At 57.1% G+C, this 17,466-nt stretch carries 16 protein-coding genes; 7 read left to right on the forward strand and 9 right to left on the reverse strand.

The annotated features are described in order from the left end of the window. Positions 1–79: 79 nt before the first annotated feature. Complete coding sequence (locus DHN12_RS19170; protein WP_108861623.1) at positions 80–1,255, reverse strand: acetyl-CoA C-acyltransferase family protein; 1,176 nt, start codon at positions 1,253–1,255, stop codon at positions 80–82. A gap of 118 nt (positions 1,256–1,373) precedes the next feature. Between DHN12_RS19170 and DHN12_RS19175 the strand changes: the two genes are divergently transcribed. From DHN12_RS19175 to DHN12_RS19200, 6 genes are all read left to right on the forward strand, one after another. After that, a complete protein-coding gene (locus DHN12_RS19175) occupies positions 1,374–1,937 on the forward strand; it encodes a helix-turn-helix domain-containing protein (protein ID WP_108861624.1) in 564 nt (187 codons plus the stop codon). Positions 1,938–2,046: 109 nt separating this feature from the next. Next, positions 2,047–3,231: a glycine C-acetyltransferase gene (locus DHN12_RS19180; protein ID WP_108861625.1), complete on the forward strand. Its 1,185-nt coding sequence runs from the start codon at positions 2,047–2,049 to the stop codon at positions 3,229–3,231. 14 nt (positions 3,232–3,245) lie between these two features. After that, complete coding sequence (gene tdh, locus DHN12_RS19185; protein WP_108861703.1) at positions 3,246–4,274, forward strand: L-threonine 3-dehydrogenase; 1,029 nt, start codon at positions 3,246–3,248, stop codon at positions 4,272–4,274. A 63-nt stretch (positions 4,275–4,337) separates the two neighbouring features. Continuing rightward, positions 4,338–5,216, forward strand: a complete 879-nt coding sequence (locus tag DHN12_RS19190; RefSeq protein ID WP_108861626.1) for a tryptophan 2,3-dioxygenase — start codon at positions 4,338–4,340, stop codon at positions 5,214–5,216. A 3-nt stretch (positions 5,217–5,219) separates the two neighbouring features. Next, positions 5,220–6,047 (forward strand): alpha/beta hydrolase, encoded by an 828-nt coding sequence (locus DHN12_RS19195; RefSeq protein ID WP_108861627.1) that lies wholly within the window; start codon positions 5,220–5,222, stop codon positions 6,045–6,047. Positions 6,048–6,248: 201 nt separating this feature from the next. Next, positions 6,249–7,229: a lysozyme inhibitor LprI family protein gene (locus DHN12_RS19200; protein WP_108861628.1), complete on the forward strand. Its 981-nt coding sequence runs from the start codon at positions 6,249–6,251 to the stop codon at positions 7,227–7,229. A gap of 210 nt (positions 7,230–7,439) precedes the next feature. Here DHN12_RS19200 and infB read toward each other — a convergent pair whose 3' ends face one another. The 7 genes from infB to pip all read right to left on the reverse strand — a co-directional run bounded on the left by infB (position 7,440) and on the right by pip (position 15,927). After that, positions 7,440–9,923, reverse strand: coding sequence for a translation initiation factor IF-2 (gene infB, locus DHN12_RS19205; protein ID WP_058272980.1), 2,484 nt, complete (start codon positions 9,921–9,923; stop codon positions 7,440–7,442). A gap of 8 nt (positions 9,924–9,931) precedes the next feature. After that, positions 9,932–10,555, reverse strand: coding sequence for an RNA-binding protein (locus tag DHN12_RS19210; protein WP_058272981.1), 624 nt, complete (start codon positions 10,553–10,555; stop codon positions 9,932–9,934). Positions 10,556–10,577: 22 nt separating this feature from the next. Beyond that, positions 10,578–12,185, reverse strand: coding sequence for a transcription termination factor NusA (gene nusA, locus DHN12_RS19215; RefSeq protein WP_108861629.1), 1,608 nt, complete (start codon positions 12,183–12,185; stop codon positions 10,578–10,580). After that, the gene (rimP, locus tag DHN12_RS19220) at positions 12,185–12,775 is read right to left on the reverse strand and encodes a ribosome maturation factor RimP (protein WP_058272983.1); all 591 of its coding nucleotides are present in this window, start codon (positions 12,773–12,775) and stop codon (positions 12,185–12,187) included. Before rimP ends, nusA begins: the two co-directional genes overlap by 1 nt. Positions 12,776–13,120: 345 nt before the next feature. Next, positions 13,121–13,999 (reverse strand): hypothetical protein, encoded by an 879-nt coding sequence (locus DHN12_RS19225; RefSeq protein WP_159090082.1) that lies wholly within the window; start codon positions 13,997–13,999, stop codon positions 13,121–13,123. 132 nt (positions 14,000–14,131) lie between these two features. Beyond that, positions 14,132–14,953 (reverse strand): ABC transporter substrate-binding protein, encoded by an 822-nt coding sequence (locus tag DHN12_RS19230; protein WP_108861631.1) that lies wholly within the window; start codon positions 14,951–14,953, stop codon positions 14,132–14,134. Beyond that, on the reverse strand, positions 14,950–15,927 hold the full coding sequence (gene pip / locus DHN12_RS19235) for a prolyl aminopeptidase (RefSeq protein ID WP_108861632.1): 978 nt from the start codon (positions 15,925–15,927) through the stop codon (positions 14,950–14,952). The genes DHN12_RS19230 and pip overlap by 4 nt, the downstream gene beginning before the upstream one ends. Positions 15,928–15,975: 48 nt before the next feature. On the opposite strand from pip, the gene ubiG reads away from it, so the two are divergent. Next, positions 15,976–16,722 carry a bifunctional 2-polyprenyl-6-hydroxyphenol methylase/3-demethylubiquinol 3-O-methyltransferase UbiG gene (gene ubiG, locus DHN12_RS19240; RefSeq protein WP_108861633.1) on the forward strand — a complete coding sequence of 249 codons (747 nt, stop codon included), beginning with the start codon at positions 15,976–15,978 and terminating at the stop codon, positions 16,720–16,722. Positions 16,723–16,765: 43 nt separating this feature from the next. On the opposite strand, the gene DHN12_RS19245 is transcribed toward ubiG, so the two are convergent. After that, positions 16,766–17,380, reverse strand: a complete 615-nt coding sequence (locus DHN12_RS19245) for an imm11 family protein (protein WP_108861634.1) — start codon at positions 17,378–17,380, stop codon at positions 16,766–16,768. Positions 17,381–17,466: the final 86 nt, after the last annotated feature.

Consider the following 17,466-nt stretch of genomic DNA (forward strand, 5'->3'; position numbering starts at 1 on the left):
TCACCTGGCCAAAAATATCCTCGGGGGAAATCCCGCAAGCGTGATGGGGGGGGCAGACAGCCCCCCTACCCGATCCGGATTAGATTCGCTCGAAGGCAATGGCGATACCCTGGCCGCCACCAATGCACATCGTGACCAAGCCCTTTGATCCCCCGATGCGTTCCAGCTCATACAACGCCTTAAGGGTGATGATCGCGCCTGTAGCGCCCACCGGGTGCCCCAAAGCAATTGCCCCCCCGTTCGGATTCACCTTGGCGGCATCCAGCCCCAGTTCTTTGTTTACGGCCAAGGCTTGCGACGCGAAGGCCTCGTTGCTTTCGATCACATCAAAATCCTCAATCGACAGGCCCGTACGCGCCAACAGGTTCTGTACAGCCGGAACCGGTCCGATCCCCATAACCTCGGGACGGACACCAGCGTGACCATATCCAAGAATGCGCGCCTTGGGCTTCAGACCCGCTTTCTCAGCTGCTTCAGCCGTAGCCAGAACCATCGCGGCGGCACCGTCGTTGATGCCGGACGCGTTCCCGGCCGTCACCCGACCGTCCTTCTTGAACGCCGGGCGCAGTCCTGCCAGCGCCTCTGCCGAGGTTTGCTTGGGGTGTTCGTCGACCATGAAATCGACCATGTCGCGTTTGACTTTGACCTGAACCGGCGCGATCTGACTTTCAAAATAGCCAGCCCCAATCGCAGCAGCAGCCCGCGCCTGGCTGGTCAGCGCAAATTCGTCCATCTGCTCGCGGGTGACTTGATGCTCATCCGCCACATTTTCGGCCGTCACACCCATATGCCCGGTTCCAAAAGGACAGTTGAGTGCGCCCAACATCATGTCCAGAGATTTGACATCTCCCATCTTCGCACCCCAGCGCGCCTGCGGAACGATGTAGGGACTGCGCGACATGCTTTCGGCACCTCCGGCCACGGCAAATTCTGCATCACCCAACATCAGAGACTGCACAGCGGACACAATCGCTTGCGCCCCCGACCCGCACAGGCGGTTCACATTCATCGCAGGTGTTTCGTTCGGAATGCCCGCTTTTTTTGCAGCGGCGCGCGACAGGTACATATCACGTGGCTCGGTGTTGATCACGTGGCCAAAAACAACGCTGCCGATCTGGGTCGGCTCGACCCCAGATCGTTCCATCGCCGCTTCCGTCACCACGGTCGCAAGATCAATCGGCGAAGTTGATGCCAGCGCCCCGCCAAAAGTACCAATCGCGGTGCGGGCACCATCAAGAATCACGATGTCTTTCATGTCTCTACTCCTCCGGAATTTAACAGCACTATGCATCTGCGGCATCAGGCTGTCCCATGGAACGTACCGTCACAAGCAGAATTGACATGTGACGGACAAACGCGCATGAGATTCCGTCATGACGGAAAACCCAGATGATATCCTAACACGCCTGCCCGCACGCCTGAAAGAGGCGCGCCGCGCCAAGGGCCTGTCACTTGAAGCCGTGGCAAACCTCAGCGGCGTATCCAGATCCATGGTCAGCCAGATCGAGAGGGGCGAAAGCAGCCCGACAATCTCGACCCTTTGGAACCTGACGCGTGCGCTGCAGGTGGATTTCGCGGGTTTACTCGAAGACGCGAACAACACAGACCAGATCGAAGTTCTCCGGAAATCCGAGGTGCCCAGCATCGACAATATGGGACAGAATTGCCGTATCCGCATTTTGTCGCCACCCGAAGAGGCCGGCGGGCACGAAGTCTATGACATTCAGTTCGACGAAGACGGCGCTCTGAACAGCCAACCTCATGCCCGCGGCGCGCGCGAGCAGTTGACCGTGCTGGAAGGCGCGGTTCGTGTGACTTCGGGATCTGCCATCAGCGACCTGAAACAGGGAGATACGGCGCGCTATTCGGCAGACATCGCTCATACAATCATCGCCAATGGGCCAGCGCGCGTTTTCCTGATCGTCAAAAACGCCTAATTCCAGCGAAATTCCGCCTTCACGGATTTTTTTCCGTAATTTTGCCATTCCCCTATTTGGGAAACGCATCCGTTATGTTAGATACGCGACTCAGAGCAAGGAGATCGCCATGGCAGATGCATTCCTGTCCCACATCACGGACACCCTCACGCAGATCGAAGCAGAAGGTCTTTACAAGCGCGAACGAATGATCACTTCGCCTCAGGGCGGTGAGATTACGGTGGGCGATCGGAAGGTCATCAACCTGTGCGCCAACAATTATCTGGGTCTGGCCGATCATCCTGCTTTGATTGAGGCCGCCAAAGGCGCGATGGAACCCAAGGGGTTCGGCATGGCTTCGGTCCGCTTCATCTGCGGTACGCAGGACATTCACTGTGAGTTGGAACAGAAGCTGGCCAAGTTCCTGAACAAGGACGATTCCATCCTGTTCGCCGCCTGCTTCGACGCGAATGGAGGGTTGTTTGAGCCTTTGTTAGGGCCTGAAGACGCCATCATCTCGGACAGTCTGAACCACGCCTCGATCATCGACGGTGTGCGGTTGTGCAAAGCTAAGCGCTATCGGTACATGAACAATGACATGAACGATCTTGAGGCTTGGTTGAAACAGGCGCGCGAGGATGGTGCGCGGCACATCATGATCGCGACCGATGGCGTGTTCTCAATGGATGGCTATTTGGCCAACCTGCCGAAAATCCGCGAGCTGGCGGACAAATACGATGCCATCGTCATGGTGGATGACTGCCACGCCACCGGCTTCATGGGGCCAAACGGAGCGGGCACTCCGGATCACTTCGGTGTCGACGTGGACATTCTGACGGGAACCTTGGGCAAGGCACTTGGGGGAGCTATCGGCGGTTACATCGCCGGGCCGCAGCCAGTGATCGACCTGCTGCGGCAGCGGGCGCGGCCTTACCTGTTCTCAAACTCGCTGCCACCCTCCATCGTCGCCGCCGGATTGGAAGCAATCCGCTTGGTCGAAGAGGGCGACATGCTGCGCGCGCAACTGTTCGGCAACGCGAAGTACTGGCGTGCAGGATTGGAAAATCTGGGCTTTGACCTCCTGCCCGGCGAACACCCCATCATCCCAGTCATGTTGGGCGAGGCGCAACTGGCGCAAGATATGGCGTCGCGCCTGTTCGACGAAGGCGTCTATGTCTCGGGCTTCTTTTTCCCAGTGGTCCCACGTGGTCAGGCACGGATCAGAACACAGATGAATGCGGCTCTAACAAGGGACGAATTGGACCGTGCGCTGATCGCCTTTGGCAAGGTCGGAAAAGAATTGGGAGTGATCTGATGCGCCCCAACACAATGAAGGCTTTGGAGAAATCCAAACCCGAGGAAGGTCTGTGGATGGTGCAGGCCCCGGTGCCCGAAATCGACGCGGACGAGGTTCTGATCCGCATCAACAAGACCGGCATCTGCGGAACGGATATTCATATCTGGAACTGGGATGACTGGGCTGCAGCCACGGTGCCGATCCCGATGATCACGGGCCATGAATTCGCGGGCGAGATTGTTGAGATAGGGCGCAATGTAACGGGGCTTGAGATTGGCCAGCGCTGTTCTGGCGAAGGGCATCTGATCACCACCGACAGTCGCCAAAGCCGAGCGGGCAAGTTCCATCTGGATCCTGGTACACGGGGCATCGGTGTAAACGAACAGGGGGCTTTTGCCCAATACCTGAAACTTCCTGCCTTCAACGTGGTGCCCTTGCCTGAAGACGTACCTGACGAAATCGGAGCCATTCTCGATCCTTTGGGCAACGCCGTTCATACTGCGCTCAGCTTCGACCTGCTGGGCGAAGACGTTCTGATCACGGGCGCAGGCCCTATCGGTATCATGGCAGCCGGCGTCGCCCGGCATGCAGGCGCACGGCATGTGGTGATAACCGATATCAACCCGGATCGTCTAAAGCTGGCTGAACACGTCGTGCCTACCCTGCGGTCCGTGGATGTCAGCAAGGAAGACCTGCAAGACGTCATAACCGAGCTTGGTATGCAGCAGGGGTTTGACGTTGGCTTGGAGATGTCCGGTTCGCAAGCCGCACTGGACCAGATGGTCGAGGCACTGGTGATGGGCGGCAAAATCGCCTTGCTGGGTATTCCCCCCGGAAAATCCCCGGTGGATTGGAGCCGTATCGTCTTCAAGGCCATCACCATCAAAGGTGTTTATGGGCGTGAAATGTTCGAAACATGGTACAAGATGATCGCCATGTTGCAGAACGGTCTGGACGTCAGCCGGGTCATCACGCACCAGATGAAGGTCGACGATTTCGCCGCAGGTTTTGACGCGATGAAATCAGGTCAGTCCGGCAAAGTTGTTCTGGACTGGACTTAACGCTCTGGAATTGCGCGGGGTCAGACCCTAAACAGGGGTGAACTCGGGCGTTTGGAGGAGCACATGGGCGACAAGGACCGGTATCTGGAACGAGGAATCGAGGACACTCTGGTCACCGATTTCGCGGAAACCCATCGCAAGAGCTATGGCGACTTCCTGCAGCTCAAGACCCTGTTGAACCTGCAAAAAACGTTTCAGGACCCTGCGCAGCCGGATGAAATGCTGTTCATCATCATCCATCAGGTCAGCGAGCTGTGGCTGAAACTGATGCATCACCAACTGGTCGAGGTGCGCCGGTTCCTGCAACAGGACGAATTCGGCCCTGCGATGAAGAACCTCGACCGGGTCAAGGCGATTCAGCGCCAGCTGATCTCGGCTTGGGAGACGTTGCTGACCATGACGCCGGCCGACTACATGACCTTCCGCGAGGCGCTTGGTAGTTCTTCGGGCTTTCAAAGTTACGGCTATCGTCAAATTGAGTTCATTTTGGGCAACAAGGATGCCTCGACCCTGAAGGTTCACGCACATGATCCCGAAGTGATGGCGATGCTAGACGCCGCACTGACGAAACCGTCCTTGTATGACGAGGTGCTGCATATGTTGTCCCGTCAGGGTTTCGATGTGCCGGATGACTTGTTGAACCGGGACTATGCGCAGCCTTATTCCGGCGACAACCGCGTGGTGAAGATTTGGGGGCAGGTGTTCCGCGATACGGACAAGTATTGGGACCTATACGCATTGGCCGAAAAGCTCATGGACGTCGAATCCCTGTTTCAGCGCTGGCGGTTTGACCATGTCACGGCTGTGGAACGTGTCATCGGCAACCAACCCGGCACAGGTGGGTCCAGCGGCGTGTCCTTTCTGCGCAAGGCCCTGGATTTACGCTTCTTCCACGACCTCTACGATGTGCGCACCGAATTGATGTATGCGGGGCAGGATTAGGCGATGCTGTATCGAGGGTTCTCACAGGACGAACTGGAGCGTGAATACTCCCCAAGTTCGATGATCGGTGGCGATCTGACACCTTATCTAGACAGCTACACCGCACTCAGCGCGCAGCACCGGACAAGGATGGAGGTACGGGAAAACCTTGCCTATGGCGATTCGCCAGCGCAAGTGCTGGATTTCTTTCCCGCGAAAGGAGCAGGCGCGCCGCTGTATATCTTTGTCCACGGTGGCTATTGGCAAGCACTCAGCCAGCGCGAATCAGCGATGATGGCCCCCGCACTGATCGAGGCCGAGCAATCCTTTGCCACGTTGAACTACACGCTGGCCCCGGATGCGCGGCTGGATCAGATGGTCAACGAATGCCACGACGCCTTGCTTTGGCTGGCAGAAAACGCGTTCAATTTGGGCTTTGATCCATCGCGGATCACCCTTTCGGGACACAGTGCTGGCGCGCATCTGGTGGCCATGGTCATGGCGACCTCCGCTGATGCGTTGGCCCGCGCGGGATTGCGCGTGCGCTATGTTATCCTGATCAGCGGCATCTATGATCTGGAACCGATCAGCCTAACCTCGGTAAACGACCCGCTGCAGCTGACCCCGGTCGAGGTACATGATCTGTCCCCGATCCTGCACCTGCCACCCCCCGGCCCACGCTATTACGTGACAGTGGCGGAACGGGACACGCCGGAATTCATCCGCCAAAGTCGCGATTATGCAGAAGCCCTGCGCAAAGGCGGGCATTCGGTTAGTTTCGATTTGCTAAAGGGCATGCAGCACTTCGATATCATCATGCATCGAGGAACGTTTTTGCCGGCAAATCGGTAGTCAAAGGCATTGAAAATCAACTGATTTGATATTTTCCCCGGAAATTAACACAACCATTACAAACCTTACCTTTGTAGCCAAGCTTCGAACGCCCGGTTCGAGCCCAAAGGAGACATTGTCAGAACCGAAGTACAAACCGTATTGCTTGAAAGGCAACTTTTTGGTCATGCTTGACCGACAGAAACTCAGAGCAAAGCAGAGATGAACTTCTTTATCGCCTATTCGCGAATTACGCGGTCGATTTTTCGCTATTTGGCGTTTTCCACACTCAGTCTGATTTGCTTACCCCTATCGGCATTGTCTATGTCATTCAAAGTGGAGCCATCTCCCATCAATGACAAGGTCACGCTGGTTGTCGGTAGAGGTGCTATCGAAACCGGCGATGCGGCTCGCTTCGAGGACGCGATAAGTGCACATCCACCAAATTTTCGTGCACTGTTAGTGACTAGCCCAGGCGGAAATGTCGCCGCTGCTGTTGAACTGGCGAAACGCATCACAGCAAATTCATTTGGGGTCATCGCACATCAAGAATGCGCGTCATCTTGTGCTATGATCCTCTTTCCCGCCGGAGATTATTCAATCTTGACGAAGGGTTCTATGTTGGGAATTCATTCGTGTTCTGCATCTGGTGTTCGCCACAATTTGTGCAATGAAGCTATTGCAGAATTCGCAGTCTCAAACGGATTTCCCTTTGGTACACTCGAAATGTTTTCCGATCTCTATGGGCCGGGGGAAATGAAGTGGATGACAGAAATCTCGGCTCGTTGCTTTGGCTTTTACCGTCGTGTTGATGACCCCAAGCCAATTCACGGGGAACGCAAAGCTTGCGTAGACGGTATTATCAATACGATGGGACCAGACGTTCGACTGCTGCCATTCGGCCCTAGTTTCAACTGCGCGAAGGCGACAACCAAAGTGGAACAGCTCTTCTGCATCGATAAAGAACTTATGCAGAGCGACAGCATCCTCGGGCGCGTATACGATAGGGCAATTGCTAGGAAGAACAACCTCGAAAAGAAAGACTTGCGGTCGAACCAGCGTCAGTGGATCGCAAGCCGCAACGCAGATTGTGAACAACTGTTTACTTCAAGTATGGATTTCGTGAGCACAAGAGACGCAGCATTGTGCTTGTTTCAGCAAAATGAAGAACGAATTTACACCCTGATAGACACCCTCTATTGATCCGAAGATAGACAAGGCCAAGGCCCGTTTTGTCCGCACAGCCGACCTTGAAGTCAGACTCACCTCATAATTAGGACAGGATTATTAAAAGCACCGTACCGAGTGGATTCCGAAAATCTCATACGTACAATCGAAGGTTCGCAACCATTCACAAAAACAAAACAGCGGCCCAATTGAGCCGCTGTTTCCAAACTCTCATTCCGAACCGGATCAATCCAGCGTGCGGGTGACCTCTTCACGCTCGAAGATTTCGATCACGTCGCCTGCACGGATATCGTCGTAGTTCTCGAACGCCATCCCGCATTCCTGACCTGACTGAACCTCGGCCACTTCGTCCTTGAAGCGCTTCAGCGTTTTCAGCGTGCCTTCGTGGATCACCACGTTGTCGCGCAGCAGGCGGACGCCCGCGGAACGACGCGCCACACCTTCGGTGACCAGACAGCCAGCAACCTTGCCGACGCCGGTAACCTTGAAGACTTCGCGGATCTCGGCATAACCGATGAACTTTTCGCGGATCTCGGCGCTCAGCAGGCCCGATGCGGCAGCTTTCACGTCATCGACCAGATCGTAGATCACCGAGTAGTAGCGGATTTCCACGCCCTTCTGGTTCGCAGTGTTCCGCGCCGACGCATTGGCACGCACGTTGAAGCCCAGGATCGGCGCACCGGATGCTTCGGCCAGGCCGACATCGGTTTCGGTAATCGCACCTACACCCGAGTGCAGCACGCGCACGCGCACCTCGTCGTTGCCGATCTTCTCCATCGCCTGAACGATGGCCTCAGCCGAGCCCTGAACGTCTGCTTTCATCAGAATTGGCAGTTCGTTGACGTTCTCGTCTTCCTTGGCCTTCTGCATCAACTGCTCAAGGGTCGTTGCGGCGCCGGCGGCAGCGCGTTTGTCCTTGGCGGCCTGTTCGCGGTATTCCGCGATCTCTCGGGCCTGCGCTTCGGTCTCGGTCACGTTCAGAACGTCGCCCGCTTCAGGCGTGCCGTTCAGACCCAGAACCTCGACAGGAACCGAAGGGCCAGCTTCCTTGACGCGTTCACCCTTGTCGTTGATCAGCGCACGGACTTTACCGTATTGCTCACCTACGACGAAGATATCGCCCTGACGCAGCGTGCCGTTCTGAACCAGAACAGTGGCGACGGGGCCGCGACCCACGTCCAGCTGCGCCTCGATCACGGCACCCTGGGCGGCGCGATTCGGGTTGGCTTTCAGCTCCAAAATCTCGGATTGCAGCGCGATGGCTTCCAGCAGCTCATCCAGACCCTGACCGGTGATGGCAGAAACTTCGACGTCCTGAACTTCACCCGACATTTTCTCGACGATGACTTCGTGCTGCAGCAGATCGGTGCGCACTTTGTCCGGGTTCGCGCCCGGCTTGTCGACCTTGTTGATCGCCACGATCATCGGCACTCCGGCCGCTTTCGCGTGGTTGATCGCTTCGACCGTCTGCGGCATCACCGCGTCATCGGCGGCAACAACCAGAACCACGATATCCGTGACCTGAGCACCGCGCGAGCGCATCGAGGTAAAGGCCGCGTGGCCCGGCGTATCCAGGAAGGACAGCGTGGTGCCGCTATCGGTTGTCACCTGATAGGCACCGATGTGCTGGGTGATGCCACCCGCTTCGCCCGCCACAACCCGAGCATCGCGGATCGCATCCAGCAGCGAGGTTTTGCCGTGGTCAACGTGACCCATGATGGTGATGACCGGTGGGCGCGATTTCAGATCTTTGTCGTCGTCTTCGACCTCTTTGATGACGTCCTCGACATCCGAATCAGAGACACGGGTCACTTTGTGACCGAATTCTTCGATGATCAGCTCGGCTGTATCGGCATCAATGGTCTGGTTCTGCGTGACCATCATGCCCATGTTCATCAGCGATTTGACAACGTCTGCCACACGCTCGGCCATACGGTTGGCCAGCTCTGACACCGTGATCGCCTCGGGCAGCTGTACGTCGCGGATTACCTTTTCGCGCTCGACCGTACCACCCATGGCTTTCTGGCGCGCCCGCTCCTGCTTGCGCTTCATCGCCGCCATAGAGCGGTGACGATTGCCTTCGCCGCCCGTGGCCTGACCCAGTGTCAGCTTGCCGGACCGGCGGTTGTCATCACGGCCTTTGCCACGATTGCCGCGCTGTTCACGCTCGCGATCGTTTTTCCGCGGCGTTGCAGCCGGTGCTGGCTTGTTCGCCGGGCTGCGCGGAGCAGCCGCCTTGGGCTCTGCCGGTGCAGCCGGAGCAGCAGCGCGTTGGGCCGCTATTTCAGCCTCTTTGCGCTTGCGATCTTCTTCTTCGGCCTTGGCACGTGCACGTTCTTCGGCCTCACGCTGTTCGCGTTCCTTAGCCTCTTGCTCCGCACGACGACGAGCGCGTTCTTCTTCACGCGCTTTTTCAGCTGCCTCGCGGGCGGCGGCCTCTTCCACCTCACGGGCCTTGGCGGCCTGCAGCGCCTTCATCCGGCGGGCCATCTCCGCATCGGAAATCCCGGCAGGGCGGCGCGACGGATCACCCGAGGGCGTTGCTCCGCCACCCGGCTTGCCGGCACCCGGCTTGGGAACCACCACGCGCTTGCGTTTGGTCTCCACCACGACATTCTTGGTACGTCCGTGGCTGAAACTTTGTTTCACATTTCCGGGGCGTGCCCCGCCACGAAGACCCAATGTCTTTTTGCCGTCATTATCGCTCATAAAGCTTCTTACCCTTCCGCGCGGCCCCTGCCGCCGTCATCCGTTTCGCGCAAGCCACGCAGGCGCTGCGCTTCCTCTACAACACGTTTGGCGAGTCCGCCAGAGGCGAGCGCCGCATGAATCACGGTTTGGCGCCCAAATGCCTGTCCCAGCTCGTCCGCCGTCAGCCAGCCGATGTATGTTCCGAAGTGCGGCGTGCTCAGTTTCGACTTGCCGCGCCCCGATCCATCAGAGGCTTGTATCAGTACCTGGGCCTCTTCCCGGTCCAGCCACGTCTTGACCTTTTCGTAACCGGCGATCGCATCACCGGATTTGCGCGCAAGGCTCACCAACTCGATCACACGGCGCGCAATCTGACGCTCAACTTCATCCGCGAGATCGTTAGGCACGCTGACTTGCGCCTTGAATCCACGTGCAAACAGCTTTTTACCCACGGCCTTGTCCAGCGCGCTGCGATCCGCCGCGACATAGACACCACGTCCCGGCAGTTTTGCCGCGACATCCGGAAAGACCTGACCATCCGGCCCCGTCACAAAGCGGATCAACCCATATTTAGGTTGAACTTCGCCCGTAGCGATGCACTTGCGTTCAGGTCCTTCGGACCGATCCTTATGGACGCCACCGCGACCCATTTGCGCCACCCGAAGCCTGAGATCAGGCCTCGGCCTCCTCTTCGGTAACTTCTTCTTCGGCCTGCTCCAACTCAGCAGGATCGACCCAGCCCAGCATGATCCGAGCTGTCATGACCAGATCCTGCGCCTCATCCAGCGTTACACCGAAAGGTTCCAGAACACCGTCATCTTTGATTCGCTGGCCGTCGACCGTGGTCCAACCACCGGCCAGTTCCCAGTCAGCGCAGGTGGCGAAGTCTTCGAGGTTCTTCACATCGTCCTTTGCCAGCGCTTCAACCATCTGGGGTGTCAGGCCTTCGAATTCAATAAGACTGTCTTCGACACCCAACGCGCGGGCGCTTTCCAACGCTGCCTTGGCCTGTGCTTCCAGGTGTTCGCGCGCCCGTGTTTGCAGCTCTTGCGCGGTGCCTTCGTCAACGCCGTCGATCACCAGCAGTTCTTCGATCTCCACATAGGCTACCTCTTCGAGGTTGGTGAAGCCTTCGGACACCAGCAACTGTGCAAAGAACTCGTCCAGATCCAGGCTGTCCATGAACAGCTGGGTGCGGGCTTCGAATTCTTTCTGACGACGCGCCGATTCTTCGGCCTCGGTCATGATGTCGATATCCAGATTGGTCAGCTGGCTGGCCAGACGCACGTTCTGACCGCGGCGACCGATGGCCAGCGAAAGCTGTTCCTCGGGAACCACAACCTCGATTTTGCCGGCTTCTTCGTCCAGAACCACCTTGGAAACCTCAGCAGGCTGCAGCGCGTTCACCAGGAAGGTCGGTTGATCTTCGTTCCACGGAATGATGTCGATTTTTTCGCCTTGCAGCTCGTTCACAACGGCCTGCACGCGGCTGCCGCGCATACCAACGCAGGCACCAACGGGATCAATCGAACCGTCATAGGAAATCACGGCAATCTTGGCGCGCGAACCGGGGTCACGGGCCACGGCCTTGACCTCGATAATGCCGTCATAGATTTCCGGCACTTCCATCTTGAACAGCTCGGCCATGAATTCCGGCGCGGTGCGCGACAGGAAGATCTGGTGGCCACGAACTTCGCGGCGCACTTCCTTGATATAGGCACGCACACGGTCATTCGGACGATAGCTTTCGCGACCGATCTTGTCATTGCGGCGCAGAACGGCCTCGGCACCGCCCAGATCGACGATGACGTTGCCAAATTCTTCGCGCTTGACCGCACCGTTGATGATGGTGCCTGCCCGATCCTTGAAATCTTCGTACTGACGGTCGCGCTCGGCTTCGCGAACCTTCTGCAGAATCACCTGCTTTGCGGATTGTGCCGCGATACGGCCCATTTCAACCGGCGGCACTTCTTCAACGAAGACATCACCAACCGAAGGCGTTTCCATATACTGTTTGGCCTGCTCGACGGTCATCTCGGCTTGGTAGTTTTCCAGCTCTTCATCCTCGACCACGGTGCGTACGCGGGTGAATGTCGCTTTGCCGGTCTTGCGATCGATGGAAACGCGGATGTCCATTTCGGCGCCGTAACGGCTCTTGGCAGCACGGGCGAGCGATTCTTCCATCGCTTCAACAACCAGACCGGGGTCGATCATCTTTTCGCGGGCCACGGCCTCGGCGGTCTGCAGCAGCTCCAGCTGGTTGGCTGAGGTGATTGCCATCAGTTCGTCTCCTCTTCGGACCCTTCGGTCTCAATCTCGTCGAAAGCGTTTTCGTTCAGGGCACCGGCGTCTTTGCGCTGGCGCAGCATTTCCTTGATCAGGTCGTCGGTCAGGACCAGCTTGGCATCGCTTAGCCAGTCGAATTGCAGACCGATGGTGATCGTCTCGTCCCCCTCGGTGAGATTGATCAGGACCTCATCTCCTTCGATCCCGGCCAGCTCACCCTTGAAACGGCGGCGCCCGTCGATCAGTTCGGCGGTTTCGATCTTGGCCTCATACCCTTCGAACGCCTCAAAATCCTTGAGACGGGTCAGGGGGCGGTCGATGCCGGGGCTGGACACTTCCAGCGCATAGGCGTCAAGAATCGGATCCTCGACATCCAACGTGGCGCTGACCGCGTTCGAAATCTCGGCGCAATCATCCACTTCGATACCGCCATCAGGCTTGTCAGCCATGATCTGCAGCGTGGTTTGTTTGCCGCTCATCAGGCGAATACGCACAAGTTCATACCCCAGATCCTCGATCACGGGAGTGATGATCTCGGCCAGTCGCCGGTCGATGGCTGCTTTGGCTATCAGGTCATTTGTCATCTGGTACTCTACCCTGTCAGTCGGGCACAAAAAAACGGGCGCGCGGCCCGTCGATCTTTTCCGGTGGAGCCCCGGACCGAAGCCCGACACGCCGCTGTTAACGGCCATATAGCTGCCCACATGCAAGATTGCAAGCCCACAACACCCCCATCAGATACCACAATGTCATTCTGCGAGAACCCATTCGCCATCCATACAGATATAAGGACCAACGCGATCCCCGTCCTCGTAGACTTCACCGTCAAATAAACATTGCCTGTACTATGCCGCTGCACTGCCGGATAAAGTGACTGTCACAAGCGAGATGAGAACGCAAAGAACAACAATCATCTTCATCAAAAACTCCTATTTCGCCGATGACGCAAAACGCGCAGGCTGCGTGTTGCGCGGGTAAATGATCACCGACAATGTGCCGCTGCCATAAAACTGCTCGGCGTCCGCAAACAGTGGTGGAAAGAGCAGATCGAAGGCTGCGCGATTCAACCCCAACTTCACTTTTGATCCGGACAGGAACTCCAAGGGTGTCACCGCGGAGCAGGCATGGAAAACCGCGTCCTGTTGTACCGTGAACTGACGCATGTTGTTGGAAGAACCACCCGTCGGTTTTACCAGAACGGTAATCCCCTGTTTCAGTAAACTGTCGGGACAGGTGAACACCATTGGCTTGTCGGATTCATCCGTGTCGTGCAGCAAGACACCCTCGGCCGTTATCTGGTGCTTGTACGGGCTGAATACGGTATCCTGTTCAATAAAATTTGTGTAAAGAGTCGCAAACAACTGACTGTCGTCATGCGGCTCGGCTTTTATCCCGTCATACAAATCGGCAATCGCTTGCCACAACCGAGAGTCGGCACCGCGCAAGGTTCCGGGTAACTTGAAGGGACCCTCCAGATCATAAAGCACATCCCGCAACTGGGCGGACAGAATATGGTCTTTATCCAGACCGCGGATCCTGTGTGCCAGGGCCGAATCGTCCAGCGCATAGTATCCATGTGACTGTAATGTGCGCGTGAGCGCCCGCATTTCGGACTTCTTTCGTGCCTTGGTCGCAGCATCGTCTTCCGACGTCAATTCAACTGCCTCAAAACCCTTGTCCAGCAACTGAGTCAGCGACTGCCCTTCGCGGGCATCCAGCTCTATCGTCCCGTTTTTGCTGACTTTTACGGTAACGTCTTTACCTGATTTCAGGGCAAACACCGCAACAACCGCCAATGCTACGGACAAAATGGTTATTGATATATTCTTTAAACCTTCAACCCTCATGGGAATTCTCCCATTTTCGAAACAATTAAGCTAATACAGCGCTTACAATAGCAAAATTTTGCACAAAGTAGAAGTCAGGCGAATTTTCGGCGTTTAAATCAACCACCAACGCTCGGCAACGCGGCCATCATCCAGGGGGCGATCCGTTCCGATCTGACGGGGCATGCCGACATGCCCTGCAACAGCCAGCGCCATATCGGATTCACTTGGGAAAAAGCGCAATCCGCGGTGAGGGCTGAACCCTTCGCCCTGTGGCAGCGCCGCGATATCCACAAAGCCGTCCCGCAGCGCTTCGGTACGCACGCGAGCGTCGGGAATCACGATAACCTCCAGGGTTTCAGCCCAGCCGGCCGATCCATCCTTGTAATGGCCGGAAACACGGCGCCCAAGGAAGTGGCGATCGTCTTCCGCCCGTTCAACACGATAGCATCCGGTGCCAACCGCGGCCTGCAAAGGCGTGACACCTTGCCCGTTGCGCGTAATAACGAACCTGCTGTCGGCCAAAAGGAAGGGCAGACCCGGGTTGGCCTGAGCCAATTCCAGACGCACGCGATTATCTGACAAGGCGTCGACCTGCCCGACATCGCCCAAAACAGCCATCACATCCTTTACGTCAAGGGCTGCGCCATCGTGAAAACGAGCGTTCTCGCGCAGATCAAAACTCCAGATGCGGGCTTGGGAATCAGTCTGCCAACCGGTCGCAAGCTCTCCGCGCAGGGTGCCGTCGGGTGCAACCTCGGTCAGGGTGTCGAACACAGCCCCGCGGGCAACCTGCTCCAAACTGTCATCGCGCGGCACGGCCAGGCGCAGCGTACCACCCACCTTGGGCGTATCCGCCAGCGAAGCGCCCGTCGCCGCGAGCAGAGCGGCAGCAGCACCGGAAGCAAACAAAGCACGACGGTCGATGCGAGTCATAACGCACCCTCCGCCACTCGGTCCATGATGCGAACCAATTCAGCGCTAATTCCGGGTTCGGACAGCGCATGCCCGGCTTGGCGCACCATCTTCAGCTCGGCATTGGGCCACAGCTGGGCAAGGTTCCACGCGGCCTGAGGCGGACAGATCATGTCATACCGCCCCTGCACGATATGGCCGGGGATATGCGCGATTCTGTCCATCTGGTCCAGAATCTGCCCGTCGCGTTCCAGGAACGCGCGGTTGATGAAATAGTGATTCTCAAGCCGCGCAAAGGCCCGCGCGTATTCGCCGGGGCTTTCCCCGGTTGCGCCATGTGAATGAATTGAGGCCAGCGCATTTTCCCAACTGGACCACGCCCGAGCATACAGGACCTCGGTCGCGCGATCCCCCGAGAACAGGCGCTTGTTAAATGCACCTATGGTGTCACTCAGCTCATTGTCGGATAGCAGAGCGGTGAACTTCGCCCATTGCTCGGGCCAGAACTTGCCCGCGCCGCCGCCGTAAAACCAATCCAACTCGGCCTGCGTCGCCAGGAACACACCGCGCAGCACCAGGCGATTGACCCGATCCGGGTGGGACTGCGCATAGACCAGCGCAAGCGTCGCCCCCCAGCTGCCGCCAAAGACAATCCAGTCATCGATATCCAGCAGGGTTCGCAGACGTTCGATATCGTCCACCAGATGCCAAGTGGTGTTGTCCGTGACCGAGGCATGCGGGCGTGACCGTCCGCATCCGCGCTGATCAAACAGAATCACCCGGTAAACGTCCGGATCAAAATAGCGCCGCATCGCGGGGCTGCAGCCACCGCCCGGGCCTCCGTGCAGAATCACCACCGGAATGCCGTTGGGATTGCCGCATTGTTCCATATAGATACGGTGCCCGTCGCCCACATCGACCATACGCTGATCGAAAGGATCGATCGGCGGGTACAGATATTGAACTGCGCGCTTTTGGTCCGGGTACTTGTCCATTATGGCCCTATATAGTCCTTAAGCGTAAAAGAGCATACGGAGACAGGAATGCAAGCGCATCCGAACACGGTTGACCCTTCCGAGATCGCAAAATTCGAAGCGATGGCCGCAGAATGGTGGGATCCGCATGGAAAATTCAAACCACTGCACATGCTCAACCCCTGTCGGCTGGATTATATCACACAGCAGATCGCGGGCGAATTCGATCGCGATTTGAAGTCGCCAAAGCCGTTCGAGGGCCTGCGTTTGCTGGATATCGGCTGCGGCGGCGGGCTACTAAGCGAACCGATGGCCCGCCTTGGGGCCGAAGTGGTCGGAGCGGATGCCGCCGAAGGCAACCTGCCCGTCGCGCGCATCCATGCGGAACAATCCGGGCTGGACATCGACTACCGCCACACCACCGCCGAGGACATGGCCGCCGCAGGTGAACAGTTCGACGTAGTGCTGAACATGGAGGTGGTAGAGCACGTAGCCGACCCCCTTGGCTTTCTGACCGCTTCGCAAGACTTGCTGAAACCCGGCGGGTTGCTGCTCTGCTCGACTATCAACCGCAACCCGAAATCTTATGCAATGGCCATTTTCGGGGCCGAGGTAGTCATGCGCTGGCTGCCGCGCGGCACCCATGAGTGGAATAAGTTCATCACCCCCGATGAGCTGTTCGACTTGCTGCGCCAAGCCGGGCTAGAGCCGGTGGACCGGAAGGGGTTTGTCTTCAACCCGATTCTGTGGAGCTGGTCGATCTCGGACCGGGATTTGAGCGTGAATTATGTGACGGCGAGTGTGAAACCGGGGTGAGCGTAGGATGTGGTGTGAGTCCAAGCACCCCTGCTACGACAGCTCAAAAAAAGCGACATTCCTGCGCGTTAAAGCCAGTCACTCCAGCGGATTTGAACGCGGCATACAACTCGTCTGAAGCGATCAAAAAGTTACGAAGACGCTTTTCAGCCCAAAGATGGCGACCTTGTACAACGCTCTTACGCCACGTCATGCGAGGTGGTCGAACCTTAGGTAATAAAACTTTGCGTTCTACTACACTCCCATCGTCAAGTTTGCGCTTTTTGATACGCAAAGACACATCCGATTCCTCTACGACAAGCGCACCATCAAGAACGTTTTCCTTCCTGGTTTGAAATCGAAAGTAGGACCTGTCGGTCACCGGATTGCCGCTTCTAGTGACAATCGTCTCATAGAATTGATGCACGGATGGCTCCAGTTCCTCGATTAACCGACGCGCGGTCTCACCCACATAAATGTCGTTGTACAGATAGCTGGCGAATTCTGGCAAAGGCTCAGGAGCTTTGATAATATCGAGCCGGAATGGGACCAATTCCGGCGGTATATCGGCGCCAAAACCCGATACACCGTGAGAATCGATGGGATTGTGACCGTTGGGGTATCCCCCGTCTAAAACCAAACGAATATTCCCGGATTTAACATCCAATATCCAAGGCATCACTTAGCTTCCTGCTCGCTGGTCGTTAGTCAGAATTTTCAATTTCCTGCGTAAATCAGCTGACCAGTGATCAGCTCAAGAAGTAG

Source organism: Ruegeria sp. Alg231-54 (assembly GCF_900143525.1).
In the GTDB taxonomy this organism is placed as follows: Bacteria; Pseudomonadota; Alphaproteobacteria; order Rhodobacterales; family Rhodobacteraceae; genus Ruegeria.

Bases quoted from the DNA above. Each gene is read 5' to 3' on its own strand.
- DHN12_RS19180 (WP_108861625.1), top strand. From the start codon at position 2,047: ATGGCAGATGCATTCCTGTCCCACATCACGGACACCCTCACGCAGATC.
- pip (WP_108861632.1), bottom strand. From the start codon at position 15,927: ATGGACAAGTACCCGGACCAAAAGCGCGCAGTTCAATATCTGTACCCG.
- ubiG (WP_108861633.1), top strand. From the start codon at position 15,976: ATGCAAGCGCATCCGAACACGGTTGACCCTTCCGAGATCGCAAAATTC.
- nusA (WP_108861629.1), bottom strand. From the start codon at position 12,185: ATGGCAATCACCTCAGCCAACCAGCTGGAGCTGCTGCAGACCGCCGAG.
- tdh (WP_108861703.1), top strand. From the start codon at position 3,246: ATGAAGGCTTTGGAGAAATCCAAACCCGAGGAAGGTCTGTGGATGGTG.
- DHN12_RS19195 (WP_108861627.1), top strand. From the start codon at position 5,220: ATGCTGTATCGAGGGTTCTCACAGGACGAACTGGAGCGTGAATACTCC.
- DHN12_RS19245 (WP_108861634.1), bottom strand. From the start codon at position 17,380: ATGCCTTGGATATTGGATGTTAAATCCGGGAATATTCGTTTGGTTTTA.
- DHN12_RS19230 (WP_108861631.1), bottom strand. From the start codon at position 14,953: ATGACTCGCATCGACCGTCGTGCTTTGTTTGCTTCCGGTGCTGCTGCC.
- DHN12_RS19200 (WP_108861628.1), top strand. From the start codon at position 6,249: ATGAACTTCTTTATCGCCTATTCGCGAATTACGCGGTCGATTTTTCGC.
- rimP (WP_058272983.1), bottom strand. From the start codon at position 12,775: ATGACAAATGACCTGATAGCCAAAGCAGCCATCGACCGGCGACTGGCC.
- infB (WP_058272980.1), bottom strand. From the start codon at position 9,923: ATGAGCGATAATGACGGCAAAAAGACATTGGGTCTTCGTGGCGGGGCA.
- DHN12_RS19190 (WP_108861626.1), top strand. From the start codon at position 4,338: ATGGGCGACAAGGACCGGTATCTGGAACGAGGAATCGAGGACACTCTG.
- DHN12_RS19210 (WP_058272981.1), bottom strand. From the start codon at position 10,555: ATGGGTCGCGGTGGCGTCCATAAGGATCGGTCCGAAGGACCTGAACGC.
- DHN12_RS19170 (WP_108861623.1), bottom strand. From the start codon at position 1,255: ATGAAAGACATCGTGATTCTTGATGGTGCCCGCACCGCGATTGGTACT.
- DHN12_RS19175 (WP_108861624.1), top strand. From the start codon at position 1,374: ATGACGGAAAACCCAGATGATATCCTAACACGCCTGCCCGCACGCCTG.